A 20,403-nucleotide genomic window follows, 5' to 3' on the forward strand; every position below is an offset into this window, starting at 1 on the left:
TCATGCAACTCTTTACCTACTACCGCTCCACGTCCTCTTACCGCGTGCGCATTGCACTGGCGCTCAAGGGGTTGGATTATCAGGCTGTGCCGGTCAACCTGGTTGCCCCGCCTGGCGGTGAACACCGTCAGGCGGCGTATCTGGCGATCAACCCGCAAGGCCGCGTGCCGGCTTTGCGCACGGACGAGGGCGATGTGCTGACCCAGTCACCGGCAATCATCGAATACCTCGAAGAGCGCTACCCGCAGGTCGCGCTGTTGTCTGCGGACCTTGCTGATCGCGCCCGCGAACGGGCGGTGGCGGCTCTGGTGGCCTGCGATATCCACCCGCTGCATAACGTCAGTGTGCTCAACCAACTGCGCCAGTTGGGACAGGGTGAAGAGCAGGTGGTGCAGTGGATCAGTCACTGGATCAGCCAAGGGCTGAGTGCCATTGAGCAATTGATCGGTGACAGCGGCTATTGCTTCGGGCCGCAGCCGGGGTTGGCGGATGTGTACTTGATTCCGCAGTTGTATGCGGCGCAGCGGTTCAACGTGCCCTTGGCGGCTTACCCGCGCATTGCGCGGGTGGCAGCGCTGGCAGAAAAGCATCCGGCGTTTATCACGGCGCACCCGGCCAATCAGCTCGACACACCGGCCTGACCTCACTCTGTGTGTGGGAGCGGGCTTACTCCCACCGGATCTCTTCTTCGCGGATATGTCCTAAACCCTGAAAACCGCAAAGGCTTATTCCTGCGCACTTCAACGGATTTTCTGGCGCCGCCTATACTGGCGAATACCCATAATCGTTCGAGGGCCTGATGATGTTTGCTCTCATGCAAAGCGCCAAGCTGGAGTCGTTGCACCTTAGCGTGGACCCTGTGACCGGCCTCAAGGCCGTGATTGCCATTCACAACACTCATCTGGGACCAGCGCTGGGGGGCTGCCGTTATCTGGCGTATCCCAACGACGAAAGTGCGGTGAACGATGCCATTCGTCTGGCTCAAGACATGAGCTACAAGGCGGCGCTGGCCGGCCTTGCCGTAGGCGGTGGCCAGGCGGTGGTGGTGCGTGCTGCCCATGTCGAAAGTCGCGCCGCGCTGTTTGAGGCTTTTGGCCGTTGTGTGGAGCAACTGGACGGGCGCTATATCACCGCAATCGACAGCGGTACATCAACCGCGGACATGGACTGCATTGCCCAACATACCCGGCATGTCACCAGTACCACCGCTGCGGGGGACCCTTCGCCACATACCGCAATGGGGGTGTTTGCCGGTATCCGCAGCACGGCGTCATCACGTTTGGGCAGTGACAATCTCGAGGGCTTGCGAGTGGCGGTGCAGGGGCTGGGCAAGGTGGGCTATGCACTGGCCGAGCAACTGCATGCGGCGGGGGCTGAATTGCTGGTTTGTGATACCGACCCCGGAAAAGTGCGCCTGGCCATGGAGCAACTGGGCGCCCACCCGATTGCCTGCGAAGCCTTGCTCAGTACACCCTGTGACATTCTTGCACCGTGCGGCCTGGGAGGCGTGCTGAACTGGCATAGCGTGGCGCAACTGCGCTGCTCGGCTGTGGCCGGATGCGCGAATAACCAGTTGACCAATCTGCAAGTGGCCGATCAGCTCGAACGACGGGGCATTTTGTATGCACCCGATTACGTCATCAACTCCGGAGGGCTGATCTACATGGCACTGACCCATGAAGACGCCACCCCCGAGGCCATCAACCAGCAATTGCTGCGGATCAGCCAGCGTCTTACCGGCATCTATGCCCATGCCCAAGCCGAAAAGCGTTCGCCGGCAAGGGTTTCTGATGAGCTGGCGCAGCGTTTGTTGTACCCCGAAGCTTAATGACAGGCCAAATCCAGCTCCGGTGCTCGCGCTGCAAAGCGTGATTCAAACTCGACCAGCCCCGCATGTACCTGTTGCAACGCCGCTATCTGATTCATCACAGCCTGTTTTTTGCTGTCAATGGCGTTACCGACCACTTGCCACGGCAGCGTCTGGCCACGGTGCTGATCCAGAATCGCCTGCATTTCCTTGAGCTTGAAACCCAATTGCTGCGCGCACTTGATAAACATCAGCAGCTCGACGCTTTGCTCGCTGTAAACGCGATAAGCGCCACGGCGCTGCGGCGGAGGTAACAGGCCGATTTCTTCGTAGTGACGAATGCTTTTGATAGTGGTGCCGGACAAGCGGGCGGCTTTGCCGATGTACATGAAAAGTCCTTTTTTCAATGGCCGTCAGCAAGGATCTGCTCAGCGGGTCGCGAGCGTGCGGGCTTGCTGCAGCCATGTTGCTCGTTGAGTGGGGGTGGCGCCGAGGATCGGGCCAAAGGTCAGGGTGGCCAAAGGCTTTATGCCACAAAATGCCAGGGTGTTTTTACGCATTTGATGCAGGCCCGGCATGCGGTAAATCCACTTGTAGTACCAGGGCGGGGTGTCCATCGTGACCAGCAGATGCGCACTGCGCCCGTTGAGCAGCTTGTCGGGGAAGGCCTTCCCCTGGCGATAGTTAAAGGCGAAACCGGGCAGCAGGATGCGATCGAAAAAGCCTTTCATCAGCGCGGGAACCCCGCCCCACCAGATCGGATAAACCAGCACCAGGTGTTCGGCCCAGAGAATGTCGGCCTGAGCGTCGAGCAAGTCGGGCTCCAGTGCCTGTATCTGCCTGTAGCCCTCGTGCAGCACCGGATCGAAGCGCAGGGCGCCCAGGCGCATGACGCGTACATCATGGCTGGCATCTTTGGCCGCAGCTATGTAGCTGTCTGCCAGTGCGCTACAGAAACTGTTCGTGCCGGGGTGACCGAGAATCACCAGTACTCGCTTGCTCATCGTGGCGCCAACCTCAAAGTAGGCCTTTGAGGGTAGGGGCTGCCCCGTAGGGGAGAGTCAAGCGAGTACGCGGCAGTCTTACTCGCTGTCGACCAGCAACTCGGACAGGGCGTCCGGCTGGCTCTTGAATGCCTTGGCAAACACATCGCGATTTTTCGCCATGTAGATACCGGCTTCTTCGACTTGCTGCTCGTTCAGGGACGGCACAGCTTTTTGCAATACTTCGGCCAGCAATTCTGCCAGTTCCAGCATTTTGTCATGACGGTCAGCTTCGGCTTTATCCATGAACAAACGCTCCAGATCTCGGCTGCTGCGGTATACCACTTCGACGGCCATTTACCACCTCATATGCCTTCACGTAAATTATCTTGCGATTACTGTATTTATATACAGCGAAAAGGATAAGCCAATCATCGGGATTTGAATAGCAGCTTTTTCACTCTAGCTGTAATTGATAGGCGCAGCAGGTGCCTGACGTGTCTAATAGCCGTCCGCCATCATCTTAAGTAAGCAGCATCAGGCTGCCACATGGCCTTTTTTCTGCATGTAAAAAGCGTCATGTGCATCGCGGATGATCCGTTCGAGTCGATTCAAGGAGCTGCATCGTGAGAGTTAACAAAGCTGAGAAGCTACGTCGCCAGGTTCATGAACTGGCCGAGTCGATGGGCAACCTGTTCGTCGAAACCTTCCACTACCTGGCGTTGTTTGCCATTGGTGCGGTCACCGCCTGGGCTGCGGTGATGGAATTTCTGGGGATGGTGGAGAAGGGCAACATCACGATTGATGACATCCTGCTGCTGTTTATCTACCTCGAGTTGGGTGCGATGGTCGGGATTTACTTCAAGACGAAGGTCTACGTTACTAACAATACATTTCAGGGCGACGAAACCCTTGCACGTCCCGAGAATGCTGGGGCATGGTGCGCGTAATCTATTTTTGACGTAACGTGCGGTTGGCTTGAATCGCTCAATTTTTTGATGGTGGTAGGTAATGACTGAACAAGTGAAATGGGCTGAAACGCTGCGGAAAAAGCTTCATGGTGGTGCCGATTCAATCGGCAATCTGTTCGTAGAAACGTTTCATTACCTTGCGCTTTTTGGAATCGGAGTGGTAACGGTTTATGCGGGGATTTCGACCTTTATAGACATGCTGCAACAGCCTAAAATTTCCGTTGATGATATTTTACTGCTTTTCATATTTCTTGAATTGCTGGCTATGGCGGGCATTTATTTTCGTACAAATCACATGCCTTTACGCTTCCTTTTGTACATCGGCGTTACGGCTTTGATTAGGCTTTTGATTAGCGATGTTTCACATCACAATGCGCCAGATATGGGCATTTTGTACGTTTGTGGTGGTGTGCTTTTGCTTTCTGTTTCGATTCTCGTTGTTAGATTTTCATCTTCAAAATATCCATCTGTAAAAGAAAAGGCTGAATAAGAAAATTAATTGGTTTTTGATTTTGATTTTGAACCCCAATTTTTTTCCGTCTCTCACGCTCTCATTCTAGTTAACAGCACACACTTGTCTCATTAGAAGAAAGACAAAAAGCCTTGATAAATCTCTTAAAGAATCAGTTAAAGGATTGACAAAAATGAAACTGCCAGTTCCGTTCGATATGGGTGATATTTTTCAGTTGATGGAAGTCAGCAACAAAATCGAAGTAGTTTTAGAGAAGCCAAATGGCGAAATTTATGAAGATTTTGGTGATTGTTCTTTTTGCAAAGCTGAAAAAGAAAATGGATTTGCATTTGCTTTGATGAGCAAAATGAAATGCATAGAGTTTTATGTAACTGCAAAGCAAGAAGCGCTTGTGTTTATTTATGCTCTTGGTGATTTGCAACAAAGCTCACTTGGCGAAGGTAAGGTTGAGTCTTACTTAGATGAAAATGAAAATATTGAAAGTGTTTTTAGCTTTGAAGGCATTAATCTTAGAATAAAGTATCAAAGACATTATCTGAAAGCCCTGCCAAGTGATTATGAAGCGTACATGTCTAATCAGGGTGATGCGCTTGGTCTGAAATGGTTGAATGTCAGAAATGACATTGACCGTTTTAAATTTGACGTTGCGAATCGAGTGGTTAGTATTGGCAGAATTAAGAATAACGTCATTGTGGAAATGTGTAAAAAAGCTAATCTTTATTCAGTGAATATTGGTGATGCTGATAATTTTATGATTGATTTTGTGGGTCTTGATAAGGCTATTGATACGCGCATTCAAATTAACATTTGTGATGAAAATAAAAGCATTGTTGAAGACGCAACATTTAAAAGCCTTTTCTATGCGTTGTCTTTTGCTAGTGATAATGATTTTACATCGCTGCGAGGTTGTGAGTTAAAGCGAAATCAAGACGAAAAATTTATCACGTATTTCTTTGAAAAAGATGATGAAAGCATTGCTGTAATTATCCCAAGAAATAAAAATGATGATGAGCAAGCATATGAAATGTTCAGCGGTATAGAATTCAAGTCGTGAGATTGAGGTGTTGAGTCATTAGGCTTTTATTTGAAGATTTTGGCTCAACAACTTTAGTGCTGCACTAGTGGTGAATACTGCACGGTTTGTTAATTCTTGGTGCAATGCTCTGAATTGAGTCATAAAGCCCATGATTTCGCGTTCTAAGCATTTTCGGGTGTGTCTCATCGAGGAAGCCACTAGAAACGCTTCAAATCGCAATATCCAATTAATTATTTAAATTCTACAAATAATAAAACTAAAATATCTTTAAAACTGCTTTTGATTTATCGATTAAATCAACAACTGGCCTGAGTACAAGCAAGGATTCTGAAAATCACCTTCTAGGAAAAAAGCTCAATTCCCGCGAAGCGAGTGTGTTTTTCTAAAAAAGAGGAATGCATTGATTTTCTAAAAATTACTAATCGCAAAGGTTTGTTTTCCAGTTCCCAATTTTTTGTTCCCATTATCAAGTTTCCATTTTATTTTTTCAGCGACATGGATTTTGTTAGGTTAGTTTGTTTTTTTGCTGTTGACGATTTTCTTTAGCGCGCAACGCGCACGCCCGCGTATATCGATCCCCCCCTTGAATTTAAAGGGCTGGACTAGTGGTGAATGTAACGAAAGTTATGTTCAAAGATTTTTTAACGAAATTACGAACATAATAAAAATGATGTTCAAAGGGCTTTTAAAACTCAAATTTGTGGATCTTCATATTTATGAACATAATAAAAATGATGTTCATAAATATTATTTTTTGATTAAAATTCAGTGGATGTGATGATTTTTTTATGATTGATACGAAAAATATTTCGGTGGTTTTTCTCGAAAACGAATCGCAGTGGGAAATGCGGTGAAAAATAAAAAGAGATAAGTAGGTGATTTTCTGCGTTTAAAATTACGGTAGGGAATTCGAGAGAAATGGTTTGATTCGATATTTGAGAAATGTTTAGAACGCAGTGTGAGTTGGGTCTAGGTGCAATGCTTAGGATTAAACTCATTAAGCCACTAATTTCACGTCCTAAGCATTTTCTGGTGTGTCTCATCGAAGAACACCATAGAATTGCTTTAAATCGCATAATCCAATCAATTACATAAACTCTACCAATATTAAAAACTAAAATATCTTTAAAACCGCTTTTGATTTATCGATTGAATTCACAACTAGACTAAGTAGAAGCAAGAATTCTGAAAATATCCTTCTAGGAAAAAACTCAATTCCCGCGAAGCGAGTGGATTTTTTAATACAAAGAGGATTCATTGTTTAGAATAAAAATTTCAAATCGCAAGGTTTGTTTTCCAGTTCCCCTTTTTTTGTTCCCAATATGATTTTTTGGTTTCGGGGAATTTTCTGGCGCTTAGTTTTTTTATTGGTTTCTAAAAACTTTAGCGCGCAACGCGCACGCTATACGTTTTGCCCCCTTGAATTTAAAGGGCTGTGGAGGAGATCTTAGGTACTGTACTACCTTTTATAACCTGATTTACCCCCCAATTAAAAGGTACTGCACTACCTTTTAAAGCCACTTATTTCCACGTAAATCTGTGTTAGGTACTTTATAAAAGGTACTGTACTACCTTTTAATCGTAATCAAGATTGTTCAAAATTTAACCAATTATTACGATTAGTCTATTGAGTTTAAGATTCGGCGTGAAAACACCTTTTGATAATAATCGTTTTTAATGATCCGCAATAATAGGACATTATAATAATTTTCGAAAATATTTCGCTTAACCCCTAAAAATCTGTTAGGTAAATGTTATATTGATAAAACAAGAAAAAATAAGGGGATAAAAAATGTCATACGCATATATCAGCAGAAGAGAGAAAACAAAAGAACGCTTGGCTGAATTGGCAAAGGAAAGCACAACGGCATTCACGTTGCTAATGTATCTAATGATTGAGTCTGATGAGAATTTAGGTAAGCATCAAATTGCATACGAAAATTACGAAAGAATGGGGGCGTACCTTTCAAAATCAAAAGAAACTGTGCGTGTAGCACTAAACATATTGAGAAAAAGGAAGTTGATAAGTGAAGAGTACGACAAAAAATTCAATATGTTTTTGATAGAAGTTTTGATAAATAAATAATGTGCAGTGAAGAAACGAAGATTCGGAGAAGTAAATGAAAAACCCTTTTACAAGCGTGTTGGACAAGACAAAGGATAAAATTATCTATGTAAAAACCTACAAAAATGCATTGCCAGTGATTTTTGCTGCGGGTATGTGTGATAGCTTCGCTAGAACGATATTGGATTTAGCCGCTGATGCAATGGATAGAAATAATGAATGCACAGTTTGTTATGCTGATTTAGACAAGGTGCTTGGCATAAAGCAACCAAAAACAAGAACTAAAGCAATAAACTTGTTGAGGGTTTTGGGGCTTGTTGAAACCGTAAATGGTAATCGTAAAGGAGTAATTCTATTCAGGTTGAATTCAAGAGCATTCGGAAATTCTTCAGAAATTAACAGCAAAACAGATGGTCGTTTTTGCGAGCCTTTGAATAAATGTGCTTTAGATGCAGATGGAATGATTAACAAGAAATATGTTGAAACCTATCGTTTCTATGAAAAAAGCCAAGCAAAGGTGGAATTGTACGTTGGTATCGATTTCTAAAAGGTATCGTGAGAATACCTTTTGAACGTACTCTTAATTGAGTATGCCTAATCCTCAAATCTGAGGATTTTTCTTAATAAATAATTTGTCGTATAACTGGTTTTTACAAAATAAAATGGTACGATATTTGTAGAAACTAAATAAAATCAATATGAATCACAAAGCCGATACTCTATTCCACATGATTTCCGTTCACAATAATCTTTCTCCGAGTGGGGAGAAGGTTTTCAAAGAGCTGATGAAATTTCTTGATAAAGACGGAATCATAAACATAAATTTCTACCATAAAAAATGCATTGCTAATGATGCTGGTGTGGTTCCTCAGACTGTAAATAATATAATTTTGCAGCTAAAGAAAATCGGCTTGATAAGGTCGGTTGATATAGGTTCGTTCAGATTAAGTAAAAGCATTTTCGTGGATGGATACTTTAATGGTCTCTATGCTCGTACCGAGTGGAAAAATATCAATTACACAATGTCCTTGAATAGCGATGGGTTGTTGCAAGTGAGAGGCGCTGTATGAGCCTAACAGCAGACCGTATGAAGGAGCTTAAAAAACAGCTCAGTGCTCTCAAAGCAGATAGATACATCGTCTACCTAACGCCTTCAAAAGCTCTTCAAGCCAAAGGTAAGACTACCTACACGTTCGGGATACCCGGACGCCTAGGCGAGCGAGGAAAAGGGTACAAAGCTGCTGACCTATTGAAAGACTCTGTGCTGTCGATTCTCGGTGGTAGAAACGCCTCTGGCTACTCAGTAGGCATCAAGTGCAAGTCTCAGAGCTACCACTACGCAACGCTCTATAACGTCTCTCTCGAAGAGTTGCACAAGCTCAAAGCCAACGGTGTGCAGGCTTGCCTTGTCTCTGTTGTTCGCAGAAACGTACACAGAGAGGAGTTTTTCTCTGTCGTGATTCGCTTCAAGAAGACAGAAGCACTTGGTGACACGACATTTGCCCAAAAGACAGCGGGGTCGTACCAAGTCAAGTACGGTGAGAAGACACAGAAAGATCTCGAAGCCTGTATCCCTGCATGCGGCTTTAAAGACCAAATCAGCGGCATGTTCGTCAAGGCGGATAGATCCCTCGACCGCAATTGCCCCACCTCACAAGAGCGCTATGCGACGTTTGAAAAGCTCAAAGCTGCTTCGTTTGTGCCAGTCATTATTCCTTCTAAGCCAGTAAATGTTGGTGACAATGCATTCTATTTTGAATTGAGTCGTGAATTGATTCACGCGAATGCTGAGAAGGCAGGTGATAAAATTGATAACAAAGACATTGATAAACGCTTGATGAACAAAATGCTTAATGAAAAATACGATGCAGATGAAATTCTTGAATTCTTGGTGAATCGCTTAAAACCCAAGGCTTCTGAGGTGTGTGATTTTTGATCAATTCTTGAGTTGCACACACATTTCATTCGATCAATAATCTGCTCAATCCAGAAGGAATTGAGCCAATGAATATCCCCGACAACGTTTTCGAAAACCCCTATCAAGAAGGTCAGTACCTTCATTTCACAATGAACGTGCCTACAACCGTCAATCACTTAATAGCTACTCTTCAAGTCTATCGAACGTTTGTAATTTCAGAAGATTTAGACATGGTTGTCAGCGAATTGGCTGAAAATGGTGAAAATTACGAAGCCACAGATTTGGCTGATATTTTCTCAATTCATGACGTGTTGGCTAATTTTTTTGGCCATTATGGTGATTTAGATATTGAATCAGTTTGGGATGGTTACGTGAATGATTTCACGACTAAAATCGCACAGGCTGGAATAAAAGACGCTGGTATGGTCATTTTCAAATCATATTGCTTTCATGCCTTCAAAGCTAAATCCATTCAAGAAGAATGGGGTGATGCTGTAAATATTTAGAATATTATAGTAATGCCCTTGTTTTGATTTTTAAAATGGTATACTGGTAATGTAAGCAGTAATTGATAATTTGGTTATTGTTGATTTTTTCTAAAACTGCTTACGATAAAGCGATGAAAAACACTCCGGTTTTTGAACCCACCCAAGATGGTGGGTTTTTTTATGGCTTGAGTTGCCTGCCTCCCTGAATCGATCAATCATGCCTCCTTAATCAAAGGAGACAAATCACATGGCATGGACCTTCAAAGACCGCTACAAGCCTAACCGCATGATTACTGTTGATGATGACGTGGCTGAGCGGCTGAAACGTCTGGAAGACACCTTTGAGGCGTTCCGTGCTCACAATGCACTGGATGTTGATGCACGAAAGCAGCAGCTTTTAGACGAAGGCTATGAGTTCGCGAGAGCCATGCTGATGCACACGCACATCAGCTATTGCCTTGGCACGTATGACTGCGAAGAAGACGTTTATTTTGACTACTATTGTGATGCGGTTAGGAAGCATTTGATTAATGTGCATCCGGTTTTTGCAATGAGGAAATTCGCTGAATTTATTGCGTTTATTAAGAATCAAAACGAGTCGATTGAAGCGTGTCAATTTCTCAAAGAAAATGTCGAGAAATTCCCGGATGATTTGTAGCGTGTAAAACGGAAATCCTGCTGTGTCGAAATGGTATAATTCAGTTATGAAATAAATAACAAATTAAATGAAAAATATTACTAAGTCATTATTGTCTGTCATAGCAATAACATTCTCACTGAATTCATTCGCTGTTGAATGGTCGAGCGGGCCAAGTTCTGGCGATTGGATGCAAGATTCGGACTTAAATTCTTGGGATTTGAGTAAGCTGGATTATTGGGATGGCGGGACGCAAGCAGGTGCAGAATCTGTAATTAAAAAGCTAAATGGAAAGATTGGGGCAATAAATTCGCTATTAGCGAAAGAAGGGCGTCCCTATAAGATTTCGGGATTTAGGGTTGAGCCAATGCACAACGGCTTTCGACCGGGTGTGTATCACATTGTTGCGTACAGTGTTTCAACAAGAACTTTGCAACAAGTTGCGCTTGACTGGGACACTCAAACGTATACGAGTATTCAAGTCGGTGAACCCTATTTTCAACCTACATCATTAGTATTGCAGTCGCCTGACGGTGCAAAGGTAATAAACATAGGAAGTTCTAAAGCTCAAATGTGCGATAGCCCCGGCGTAGCAAAATGGATGAAAAAGAACTTTTGTTAATCTGTATATTGCATTGTAATTCGTAAGCCGCTTAATGCGGTTTTTTGCATTCTGCGAAATGGTATAATACGAGTACAACTACTACATCATATTATGTTTTACAAATCCTTATTAACTGGCGTTAGTTTAATCTTCGCATCAACTGCTTTTTCTGCGCAAATTATTGACCCTGAGTTATACCCCTTTTTAGAAAAAAATGGGGCATATGCAGTTCCGGTTCCGATATCACCATTAGACTTAACTACAAGGAAACAGCTTGATTCTATTTGTGGTCCGGGTCGTTTTGTTGGTGGGGGATTCAGCCATTCTGAAATGGGTGTTTACGTTCAAACCTATTCTTTTTCTGACGCTGGAGATAGAAGACTTATTGTTAAAGATAAAAATGGAGTTTTTTACGATACCGGGTATCTTGATTGGGCCAACGAAACTAACGGGGTGGGCGGAAGACTTGCTTATGCAGATTCTTTAGATTTGATTACTGCGCTAAGCTTAGATGGAACCACTTCAATATATAATGTAGACAAGTTGTTTGAACGCGATGAAGATTTTTGTTTGGCTATGCCTGAGTCAATAGATTCTGCGTTATCTAAAGTTAAAAATGAAGTTAAAAATGACGTGCTAAATCAGAACGTAAATAACGATTGGAGAGGTGGTTCATATGTTGAAACTGAGGGGGGGCAGGCTAAGTCAGTGTGTAATGTGAATCAGAATATTTATTCTGATGGAAAAATACATTTAAAGGAATACGAATCGAACAGATGGGAAACTTCTCAATACGCAAAGCTATATACGTCTCCTAGTTTTTCAGGAGCTACAAAGGTATATAGGTTTGGAGCGTCTGGTCCGCTAATATATCCAGAAACTCTTTATAATGCTAATCACTCGAATCAATTTAATAGCTTATCTGACATAAGCGCATTTAAAAGCAATGATGGTTCAGGCAATATTGTATTTTCTAATGCATCGCCGGTTTGTGTTACAGATACACTGCATACAATCGAACTGAAATGCGATTCTGGATATTCAACAAGCGGCTTGAATGACGGTAGCAATGTTTACCTCACTGGTGAAATGTCATTTTACAGAACTGATGAAGGTCAGAACTACGTCAGAAATCAAGCAGACGGAACGGCAAAAGGATTAAGTCCTACTGGTTTTGACTTGCTTAATTCAGCAGATAAAGAAATCACGCTCAAGCAATTTGGTCAAAATCTTAGTACACAGCAAGCTTGTAAAATGATTGAGACTCCCGTTGTTCCTGAGCCAGAACCTGAACCAGAGGTGCCTACTGGACCAGTTTACAACCCGAACGAAGATGTGGCATTGGAAGTGTTTTGCCCGTCTGGATACACAACAGATGGCAAGAATTCAGGCAATACAAAGATTGGGTTGGGAATTGTTCAGTTTTACAACAATAAGGATGGTTTGTCATACGTTAAGAATAATACGAATGACGAATTCATAAAGTATTCACAGAATGATTTTTTCAGCTCAACATCAAGACAAACTGATGTAGAAAAATACGGAAGATGGCAATCTGAGCCAAAAGCTTGTTTGCCAATTGAATCTGAGCCTGTGATTCCAGTTGAGCCGGTAGAGCCTGAGATTCCACCAATAGAACCTGAGCAGCCTCCTCAAATCCCTGCGTACATGTTTGATTTGCAGTTCTATCAGTACTGTGCATTTAACGAGACAGTTGGTGGTGTTGTGGGTGGCGGTAATTCACGAAATGGTAAGGTGCCAGTTTACTTCTTGTTCGATAATAAAACGTTCGAATCGAACTACTACTTTTTCGATGGTAGTAATTACACAAAAATCGAAATGATTGATAATAACGGTGTTTCATCCTTTCCAACATTGACAGAGGAGATGGTTAAAAAATATGGAGCAATGGATACAAATAGCATTGAGTCATGTAAAGCATTGCCTGAGCCAGAACCAAAAGACCCGGAATTCAGTTTTGATTTGGGTTATTACGAGTACTGCGGAATAAATCAAACGGTTGGTGGTGTGGTTGGTGGAAGCAATGTGAGAACTGGTAAGGTTCCTGTGTTTAATAGGTACGATTCGAAATTAGGAAAATCACAAAATTACTTCTTCGACGGCAAAGAATACTCAGAAATTGAAATGGTGAAAGGCGCTGAATATGATTCATTTCCACAGATTACGAAAGACATGGTTTCAAAATATGGCTCAATGAATGCGGACAGCATTGAAGAATGTAAGGATTTGCCTCCGCAAGAGCCAACACTACCTTCTGAGCCAATAGAAGGCTGGAATGAGACGGGTGTTGAGCAATGTGCCGTTGGTTCAACAGTTGGCGGCGTGGAAGGTGGTTCTACAATCAGAAAAGGTACTTTGACCGTTTGGTATTCATGGTTCATAAATGCTGAACAAAACTATACTGAAAAATATTTTTTCAAGACACCAGCGGGAACATTGAATGAGTTTAACTACGACGACTATGCTGAGTATAAATCGCCAGATTGGACATTTGGCAAGGACGTAGTAGATAAAAATGGCGTGTGGAATGAAGACAGTATTGAGGCTTGTATGCCGGTGAAGTCATTCACAACTGAAACTGAAGTTCGTACAGTGAATTGTGTGAGTCCTTTGACGGGCACATTGACTGAACAAAGAACCTACAACCTTTGGAGCAATGGAGATAAAGACACGTTCAGCGAATGGTCAACGACTGCGAACAATTGCGTGGCATCAGTAGAGCCTCCTGTTGTGATTCCGCCTGTAATCGTTGAGCCAGAAGAGCCAGAGGTTCCCGTAGACCCTGTTGACCCTGTTGGGCCAGAATTGCCCGATGATAGATTCACAACAATTTCTGATTTCCAAACCTCAACTGAATTGTGTCTTGAAGGTCAAACTGGTTCGATAAAATATAATGAATACAGAACCTATGATTATTATGTTGAACCGGCTCCAATAGGAACAATCAAAAATGATACTGGTTGGGTCAAAAAAATTGTATCGAACACCTGTAAGGAATTGACTGATGATGTGATTGAAATTACTGATGGTGAACGAGAAGATTCTTGCCCTGCTGGAAGCATCGGGAAAATCACTATCAAAGGCCAATGGATAACAAAAGGTATCAGCGGAAAAACATTCGTAGAGACGAGTAGAGTGGATAGTTGTGTTGCTGACGTTGTGGATTATGAAAGTGAATTCGAAACAGAAGTTTGCGCTGCCGGTGAAACGGGTTTGATTACTAAAATACGATTCAAAGCAATCAAGTCAGATGGCAGCACTGCTTATCCATACGGGCAAGAATTCAAAGTGTATAAAAATACGTGTTCAGGTATCAATACTCCTTCTTATAGTGGTGATAACTCTGAATTCAAAACAGAAGGGCTTTTGAGAAATCAATCAGTACAAGCTGATAATTCTGCTGTCATAAGAACCTTGACTGAATATGTGAATAACGTTGATATTGTTTCAGATGGTGATTATAAGCTGAATATCGTTGCTAATAATATATCAGCAATAAATTCAGACGAAATCGGTTCGTTGCTTAATGCTTGGATTACTAAAACTAAGGGGAAAGTAAATATAGCTGGAGTTCCTCGTTCAGGTATTGCATATATTGGTAAAGGAAAAATCACGGCGGAAAATGCAAGGAACATTATAATCAATAGCACGATTTTAGATTTGAAATCGGGGAATATTGTAGTTTCATACAAAGAAGCCACAAAAGGATTAGCAAAAGTTGAGTTAGATACCTTTGATATACCGTTGATAAACGTAGCTAAGGCTGGCAAGAGATTGAGTTATGTGGAATTTGGTGGAGGAACAAAATGATTTGTGGAGTGACATAAAGAAAGCCTCATTGAGGCTTTTTTTAATAAATTATCAGGTCATCTGGATAACCTGTATGTTCAGTTTCGTCGGGGATGTCAATTTCCGCTACCAATTCTCCGTCCTCTGATAGCTGTCTGATTATTAATAATTGCATTTGTATTTCTAGTTCGATTTGTTCATGTGATTTATTCATTATTTTCTCTTGTAGTTTGATTTTTTATAGGTTTTTTTAGGTGCGTCTATTTCGGGTGCTGATTTAGCAATAATCCTTTCTTTGACCATTTCGCTGATTTTCAGGTCAGGGTTTGCTTTGAGCATGAGCACAAGCTTTTGGTCCAGCTCATGGACGATTGTGTTTGCGGTTCTGTCAGCGTCCTTAGCCGCTCTGAAGATTTCAGAAGGATTGTTCTTATAGGCTGATTTTGCCCAGCTCGCGTCATACGTTGTGTGGTTCTGCATGAAGCCCTCATCAAGCTCCTGCCGGGTTACAGGGTCTAGGTTCAAGTCGTAGTGCTTGATGACTGACTGTGCCGACAGATTGGCTACCAGCTCTTCATACGCACGGTGCTCTATGCCTTCTGAATAGTGGCGTAGGGAAGGGCGGTTCTTCCTGCTTTCGTGTCCATAGGAGTGCGAAACTTCGTGTAGGAGGGTGTTGGTTTCGTGAAGCCTACTCTTGAACAGATTCGACGGATTCATGTAGATGGCGTCTTCTGTAGGGCGGTAGTGATTAGTCCCGACCACACGTTTCAAAGGCGTTGGCATCGTGTCCAGCAAGGCTTGATAGACCGTTTCCAACTCGGCTGGTGTGGCTTTTGGCTGGTTAGCGTCCATTAGCTTCTGTACAGCGGCTGGGAGGTCGCCAGTGAACTGAGCAATGTTGAAAACTGGGGTGAGTTTTGAAGCAGGGATGTACACAGCCTTGGCTTTTGATTCATCGTCCCTAGCAATTTCAGGTTCTGCCTTGTCCTTCATGTAGCCAAGCTTTACTCCAAAGCGGTTAACGATGAAATCGCTTTTCTCGCCTTTGTTGGACAGGCCGTTTGCGTAGCCTTGGCTTGCAGTGAGGTAGAAAGGGAAGCTGTAATCTTTGTCTTCTGCTAGCTGCGATAGGAGGAGTGAATTTTCCAGTCCGTAGATTGTTTTGGAAATGGGGTTCATGTACTTCACTGAGAAGACTGGGCTATTCCATACGAATTTTTCGTCATCGTTAGTCATCGTTGAAACGATTTTATCGACTCTTGAAGATAGAAAATCAGAGACTTTATCGTTGGCGTCTTTTGCGTAGTCCTTTTTGTCTGTTGGTGATAAAGGTTTTGACATAATATTAAAATGTTTGTTTATGCTTTGATTATAACATTTAATATTCGATTAATGTGTAAATGGTGTAGAGGTCGCTAAATTCTGAGGATTTAAGGAAGTCGATGAAGCTGGTTTCGTAGGGTTCTTTGAATGAAATGTAAGTGGCGATTGAATCGTGAAAGTCATATTTTCCTTGTTCTGTGTAGAAAAAGAATGAATCTGAGTCTTGAAACAACCTGCCATTGAAAGGATACAAAACAATAGGATTAAGGTCGTTTGGTTTGTAGTAGAGTTCGAAAATATGAATAAGTGATTGACCGAATTCATCGTAATCGTCTGATGAGAAAGTAACGATGTGTCTGTCAAAAAGCCCCAAGCCGATGAGTTTGCCTAGATTAAGTCTGGTGAATTGAGGGGTTTTCTTTCCAATATACCTTTCAGAAGAAGCAATAGCGCGTTCAGTAAGAATGTCTTCTGGCAGTGGTTCACCATTCAATAGGTAATAATCCTTGCCAATTCCAGTTCCTTGCTCTAAAAATGCTTTTTCGCTTGTGTATAATTTCATATCTCCTCATTAGTTTTAAGCACAACTCACTCCTGCGTAGCAGGGGAAGTGGTTTTAGTAGTTTAAAAGGATGTGCATTTCTACGGCTTGGCCAAAGTCAGGATGTTGAGTGAAGTCATAAAAGCACAAACAAGACAAATCAGCTTGTCCAAAGCAATATGCACTCACTGCATCGTGATAATTTATTTCGTTAATGAGTTTAAGATTTGTTTTGGGCGTTATTTTCAATGTCTGATATTCAACGATTAGCTCTTGTTCTGTTTCGTCTTCGTAACGAGCGATTAAAATGATGCTGCCGTCAGGGTCGTTTCTGCCTTTAAAATTCACTAGAAAATAGAAAGACCTTTCATTATTTTCATCCTCAATGCTATTTAAAAATATCAGTTCAGTTTTTAAATGGTTTGTATATCCATGTTTTTGTACTGACTGTAAATAGCTTCTTGCTGTGTTTTCGACTTGATATTCACTGCTCGATACGCTGAAAGGGTCGAGATTACATGCCTCATTGCCAATCTTGCCTCTTGATTTAATCTGTAAGTCAATGCCTTCAATAATTGGCTTGTAAGTGAGGAAATTCATTTTCCTGCCTCCATGATTCTATTTTTGATGATGATAAATGCTTCCTTAGCTTTTTCACTTCCTTTATCAAAAATGGTTTCGTCAGTGTTTACATTTGTATTGTTCACTCTGTTCAAGATTCCTTGCTGGATTTTGCGAATTCTTCTCGAATGAAATTTATAGCATAGAAGAGTAAATACAATGAATGACGATGCAGTACAAATGTACATGAATTGCAAGCTAGAACTGCTTCCAACGCTAGTTTGCGCGATGATTATGCTTGCCCAAAGTAGAGCTGCTTGAACTGCTGTTTCCAAGCCAATGATTACGAGAGGGAGAGCCATATAGTTTTTTGCGTAAGGGTTTTTTCTAATGTAGAAAGCGGAAATATAAAATAATGCGAACCATGAAAATGGTGCAAATGCCCCACCTGCTAAACACAAAAAGTATATTTTCCATGTATTTTTAAGTTGTAACATCCAGTGCTTAAACTTGGCTATTAAAATTTCGTCGCTATCAGGTTCTTTTGTTTTGAAAAATGACATGTGTGTATGTGCTTGTTTCTACAATTATACCATTTCATATCAGCAAAAAAGGGCGTATAGCCCTTTTGTATTAAATGCTTCTTGATGATTCAATTTGCTCATCATGAACATCGTTGTTTTGTGTTCCGAAAGCCCAGCGCTGAATTAATCCTCCAATGATGTACGCCGCCGTTTTCAAAATCGCTGCAATCAGAAACGATAAGAAGAATATATAGAGGCAAATTTGAAACATTAGGTCCATTACAGCCGAAAGCGTAGAGGCATTTGGTGACTCTTCTAAAATGTATCTAAAAACATTGAATGGAATTGCTTGATAGACAAACAATGCATCAATGAATGTGAGAGCTAGATAAATGCCTATTCCGAATGTTGCCCAGTTCGCAGCCGTAACGAGAAAGGTTTCGAGTGGTTGCCAAGTGTCATTCTCTTTGTTAACGCCTTGCTTGCCTAACAAAAGGATAAAGTGAGGAATTATCTTGATTTGAGTAGATGTGATTTTGATTAGAGAGTTCATGAAGAAAGAAATCACAATCAGCGCAAACGCGATTGGAATTCCAAATTTTATGTACATTCCCAAAGCCCACGCATAATTTGCTGTGCTGCTAGCAATGGATGCAATTTCAGGGTTTAGGTAAATTGCAGCGATTACATAAGCAGCCTCTGGCCCAAAATCCTGCCCGTATTCGCTGAAAACGTCACTTACAGAAGCGTTGACGGCTGATGCCAAAATGAACGTCACCATCGCGTCTGTTCCTCCGTACATTTTGGCGGTTTGCTTCATCGTTGCCGATGCTAGCTCAACACCAGCCTTGCTCTTGGCTTTCTCGACCGGGGAGACAGAAAGCATAGATGCCGCCTTCGCCATAACCATGACTTCTGATGAGAACGCCAAGAGACGATTCGCCTGTATGTCCAACGTCTTGTACGGGCTTGAACACTGTCTGCCGCTCGGTGAAATGCCGTAGGGGTGGTTCAGGCAATCTAGGGTGTACTGATTCCCGAGAATGCCACCGTCTCCAATCGTGAAGTACTTTGTGATGATGCTCAGTACGTCCAAATCGAGCGACGATTCCGCTTGATAGGCGTTCATCAACTCAGCCTTTGACCAGTTCCTTTCGACCCTTGTGACAGTTTTGTTGAAGGGGATAGCGAACGCTGGTTCTCCTTGCAACACAGGCTCGACAAGCTCCTGAGTCTCTGTGCTCTCGATGCTCGTGCTGTTGACGAGGATTTTCCCTGCATCTTGAAATTTCGAGGATGGGTAGAATTTCGTCATGAACCAGTAAGGCAAGGTGGCGTAGTTCGTGTCAGACATGAATCTGCTGCCAAGCAAGCGGTTGTAGTTGTTGATTTGTGCTGAACACATGAACGGCGATGACTCGCTGCTGCACATTTCCGCTGCACACGCTCTCTGTGTTGCTTCTGTGTCATCAGAGTCAGTGACTGTCTTACAGACCTGAACGAGACGGCTTCCAGCGTCAACAAGGCTTTGTTCACTTACGCCGGGTGCTCTTGTTAGGCGGTGAACGAATTCAGCCCCGATGCAGTTAGCGTATGCATATGCGTACTGCTTCACACCGCTGGTGTCCAAGGTTGCTATGGCGTAGGTTTTCACGTTCTCGCAGCTCATATCCCTATCGAATTCGATAGCTGAAATCCCTGCTGGAATTGGCTCATATAAGGAGAGCTTGGTAGCTGCATCATCAGATGAAGCCATAGCCACTGTGTACGCGTCTGTGAGTGCTTCCACCTGCAATTGATAAAGGTCAGGTAAGCCGTTCGACCGTGCAATCTCAATGGTTCCCTCATCAACCGCATGCTCAATTTCAAGAATGCAGTTGCCCACTTGGGAGAAGGCTGTTATGTGCCCTTCGTAGTAGTTGAATTGGACGGCTCCCTTGTTTGTGCCCGGCTGCTGCTTCGTACAGAGCTGGAAATCTATGAGGTTTAGCATCTCTTTTGTGCGCTGATTTTTCGGCACGGGTATGGTCACGTAAGGCTGCTCAATGACGGATTTACCGTTCAGTTTGTGCAAGATGTATGAGCCATATTGATAGGTTGCTGCGAATGATGTGTAAATACTCATCATCATAAAATTCGTGTCTTTCTTGCCGTTTTCTTCCGATTTGTAAATCGGCACTAAAAACAAGACAACGACTGTGATTAGTAAGACGTATCCAACTGTTGCTTTTTTCTCGACTGTTTTTGTTTTTGTAATCATGACTTCGATGATAGTCATAATCGCTTTTCGTAAAACCACAGCAGATAATAAAGCGCTGAAAATTACTGCCATCCAATGAATAGGCCCATTGAGCAATTTATAGACGGAGCTATTGAAACGATTTGAGTCTTTCAAGCATTCATAATCGCCAGAAAAAAACCAATTTTTTCCGAAGGGATACGCTCTGACTTCCTGTGTTAAAGGACAGCCAATCATTGATTCAAGCAGTGGAAAAATGGTTGCTTGGGTACGTTCTTCTTTATTGTAGCTAGCTTCCAGATTTTTACTTTGAGTGTTTAAGCCACCTAGATTTGTCAAACTCCAGTCAGCCGCATGGACTGGGAGTGAAGAAAAGGTTAGGCATAATAAGAGTACATAGAGATAACGTTTCATTGTGTAA

The 20,403-nt window shown here is 42.9% G+C and carries 20 protein-coding genes and 1 pseudogene; 13 read left to right on the top strand and 8 right to left on the bottom strand.

Features of this window, described 5'->3' with window-relative positions; translation table 11 throughout:
* Positions 1 to 2: 2 nt before the first annotated feature.
* Both maiA and CJU81_RS05840 read left to right on the top strand, forming a co-directional pair.
* Positions 3 to 641, top strand: coding sequence for a maleylacetoacetate isomerase (gene maiA / locus CJU81_RS05835; RefSeq protein WP_095035868.1), 639 nt, complete (start codon positions 3 to 5; stop codon positions 639 to 641).
* A gap of 161 nt (positions 642 to 802) precedes the next feature.
* Positions 803 to 1,828, top strand: a complete 1,026-nt coding sequence (locus CJU81_RS05840) for a Leu/Phe/Val dehydrogenase (protein WP_095035929.1) — start codon at positions 803 to 805, stop codon at positions 1,826 to 1,828.
* Here the strand turns inward: CJU81_RS05840 and CJU81_RS05845 are convergent.
* From CJU81_RS05845 to CJU81_RS05855, 3 genes are all read right to left on the bottom strand, one after another.
* On the bottom strand, positions 1,825 to 2,196 hold the full coding sequence (locus tag CJU81_RS05845) for a MerR family transcriptional regulator (protein WP_095028959.1): 372 nt from the start codon (positions 2,194 to 2,196) through the stop codon (positions 1,825 to 1,827). The genes CJU81_RS05840 and CJU81_RS05845 overlap by 4 nt on opposite strands.
* A gap of 39 nt (positions 2,197 to 2,235) precedes the next feature.
* Complete coding sequence (locus CJU81_RS05850; RefSeq protein ID WP_095035869.1) at positions 2,236 to 2,811, bottom strand: NAD(P)H-dependent oxidoreductase; 576 nt, start codon at positions 2,809 to 2,811, stop codon at positions 2,236 to 2,238.
* Between the two features lie 78 nt (positions 2,812 to 2,889).
* Positions 2,890 to 3,147: a YebG family protein gene (locus CJU81_RS05855; protein ID WP_016781842.1), complete on the bottom strand. Its 258-nt coding sequence runs from the start codon at positions 3,145 to 3,147 to the stop codon at positions 2,890 to 2,892.
* Positions 3,148 to 3,416: 269 nt separating this feature from the next.
* On the opposite strand from CJU81_RS05855, the pseudogene CJU81_RS05860 reads away from it, so the two are divergent.
* The 11 genes and pseudogenes from CJU81_RS05860 to CJU81_RS24020 all read left to right on the top strand — a co-directional run.
* Positions 3,417 to 3,659, top strand: a pseudogene (locus CJU81_RS05860) (phosphate-starvation-inducible PsiE family protein); the annotation flags it as partial.
* A gap of 142 nt (positions 3,660 to 3,801) precedes the next feature.
* Complete coding sequence (locus CJU81_RS05865; protein WP_095035871.1) at positions 3,802 to 4,251, top strand: phosphate-starvation-inducible protein PsiE; 450 nt, start codon at positions 3,802 to 3,804, stop codon at positions 4,249 to 4,251.
* A 154-nt stretch (positions 4,252 to 4,405) separates the two neighbouring features.
* Positions 4,406 to 5,287: a hypothetical protein gene (locus tag CJU81_RS05870; protein ID WP_095035872.1), complete on the top strand. Its 882-nt coding sequence runs from the start codon at positions 4,406 to 4,408 to the stop codon at positions 5,285 to 5,287.
* 1,774 nt (positions 5,288 to 7,061) lie between these two features.
* Positions 7,062 to 7,355: a hypothetical protein gene (locus CJU81_RS05875; RefSeq protein ID WP_095035873.1), complete on the top strand. Its 294-nt coding sequence runs from the start codon at positions 7,062 to 7,064 to the stop codon at positions 7,353 to 7,355.
* Positions 7,356 to 7,389: 34 nt separating this feature from the next.
* Complete coding sequence (locus CJU81_RS23680) at positions 7,390 to 7,881, top strand: hypothetical protein (RefSeq protein ID WP_141232567.1); 492 nt, start codon at positions 7,390 to 7,392, stop codon at positions 7,879 to 7,881.
* A gap of 151 nt (positions 7,882 to 8,032) precedes the next feature.
* Positions 8,033 to 8,404: a hypothetical protein gene (locus CJU81_RS05880; protein WP_095008384.1), complete on the top strand. Its 372-nt coding sequence runs from the start codon at positions 8,033 to 8,035 to the stop codon at positions 8,402 to 8,404.
* On the top strand, positions 8,401 to 9,270 hold the full coding sequence (locus CJU81_RS05885) for a hypothetical protein (RefSeq protein ID WP_095035874.1): 870 nt from the start codon (positions 8,401 to 8,403) through the stop codon (positions 9,268 to 9,270). Before CJU81_RS05880 ends, CJU81_RS05885 begins: the two co-directional genes overlap by 4 nt.
* A 68-nt stretch (positions 9,271 to 9,338) precedes the next feature.
* Positions 9,339 to 9,758, top strand: coding sequence for a hypothetical protein (locus tag CJU81_RS05890; protein ID WP_095035875.1), 420 nt, complete (start codon positions 9,339 to 9,341; stop codon positions 9,756 to 9,758).
* A gap of 229 nt (positions 9,759 to 9,987) precedes the next feature.
* Positions 9,988 to 10,398, top strand: coding sequence for a hypothetical protein (locus CJU81_RS05895; protein WP_095035876.1), 411 nt, complete (start codon positions 9,988 to 9,990; stop codon positions 10,396 to 10,398).
* A 67-nt stretch (positions 10,399 to 10,465) separates the two neighbouring features.
* The gene (locus CJU81_RS23685) at positions 10,466 to 10,999 is read left to right on the top strand and encodes a hypothetical protein (protein WP_141232568.1); all 534 of its coding nucleotides are present in this window, start codon (positions 10,466 to 10,468) and stop codon (positions 10,997 to 10,999) included.
* Positions 11,000 to 11,092: 93 nt separating this feature from the next.
* A complete protein-coding gene (locus CJU81_RS24020; RefSeq protein ID WP_176464805.1) occupies positions 11,093 to 14,812 on the top strand; it encodes a hypothetical protein in 3,720 nt (1,239 codons plus the stop codon).
* A 192-nt stretch (positions 14,813 to 15,004) separates the two neighbouring features.
* On the opposite strand, the gene CJU81_RS05910 is transcribed toward CJU81_RS24020, so the two are convergent.
* The 5 genes from CJU81_RS05910 to CJU81_RS05930 form a co-directional block, all read right to left on the bottom strand.
* Positions 15,005 to 16,135 carry a zincin-like metallopeptidase domain-containing protein gene (locus CJU81_RS05910; RefSeq protein WP_141232569.1) on the bottom strand — a complete coding sequence of 377 codons (1,131 nt, stop codon included), beginning with the start codon at positions 16,133 to 16,135 and terminating at the stop codon, positions 15,005 to 15,007.
* Positions 16,136 to 16,172: 37 nt separating this feature from the next.
* A complete protein-coding gene (locus tag CJU81_RS05915; RefSeq protein ID WP_095035880.1) occupies positions 16,173 to 16,679 on the bottom strand; it encodes a hypothetical protein in 507 nt (168 codons plus the stop codon).
* 54 nt (positions 16,680 to 16,733) lie between these two features.
* On the bottom strand, positions 16,734 to 17,258 hold the full coding sequence (locus tag CJU81_RS05920) for a hypothetical protein (protein WP_095035881.1): 525 nt from the start codon (positions 17,256 to 17,258) through the stop codon (positions 16,734 to 16,736).
* Positions 17,255 to 17,782 carry a hypothetical protein gene (locus tag CJU81_RS05925; RefSeq protein WP_095035882.1) on the bottom strand — a complete coding sequence of 176 codons (528 nt, stop codon included), beginning with the start codon at positions 17,780 to 17,782 and terminating at the stop codon, positions 17,255 to 17,257. The genes CJU81_RS05920 and CJU81_RS05925 overlap by 4 nt, the downstream gene beginning before the upstream one ends.
* 70 nt (positions 17,783 to 17,852) lie before the next feature.
* Positions 17,853 to 20,396 (bottom strand): hypothetical protein, encoded by a 2,544-nt coding sequence (locus tag CJU81_RS05930; protein WP_141232570.1) that lies wholly within the window; start codon positions 20,394 to 20,396, stop codon positions 17,853 to 17,855.
* Positions 20,397 to 20,403 lie beyond the last annotated feature (7 nt).

Origin of the sequence: Pseudomonas fragi, from assembly GCF_002269505.1 — a bacterium.
Classification (GTDB): domain Bacteria; phylum Pseudomonadota; class Gammaproteobacteria; order Pseudomonadales; family Pseudomonadaceae; genus Aquipseudomonas; species Aquipseudomonas fragi_D.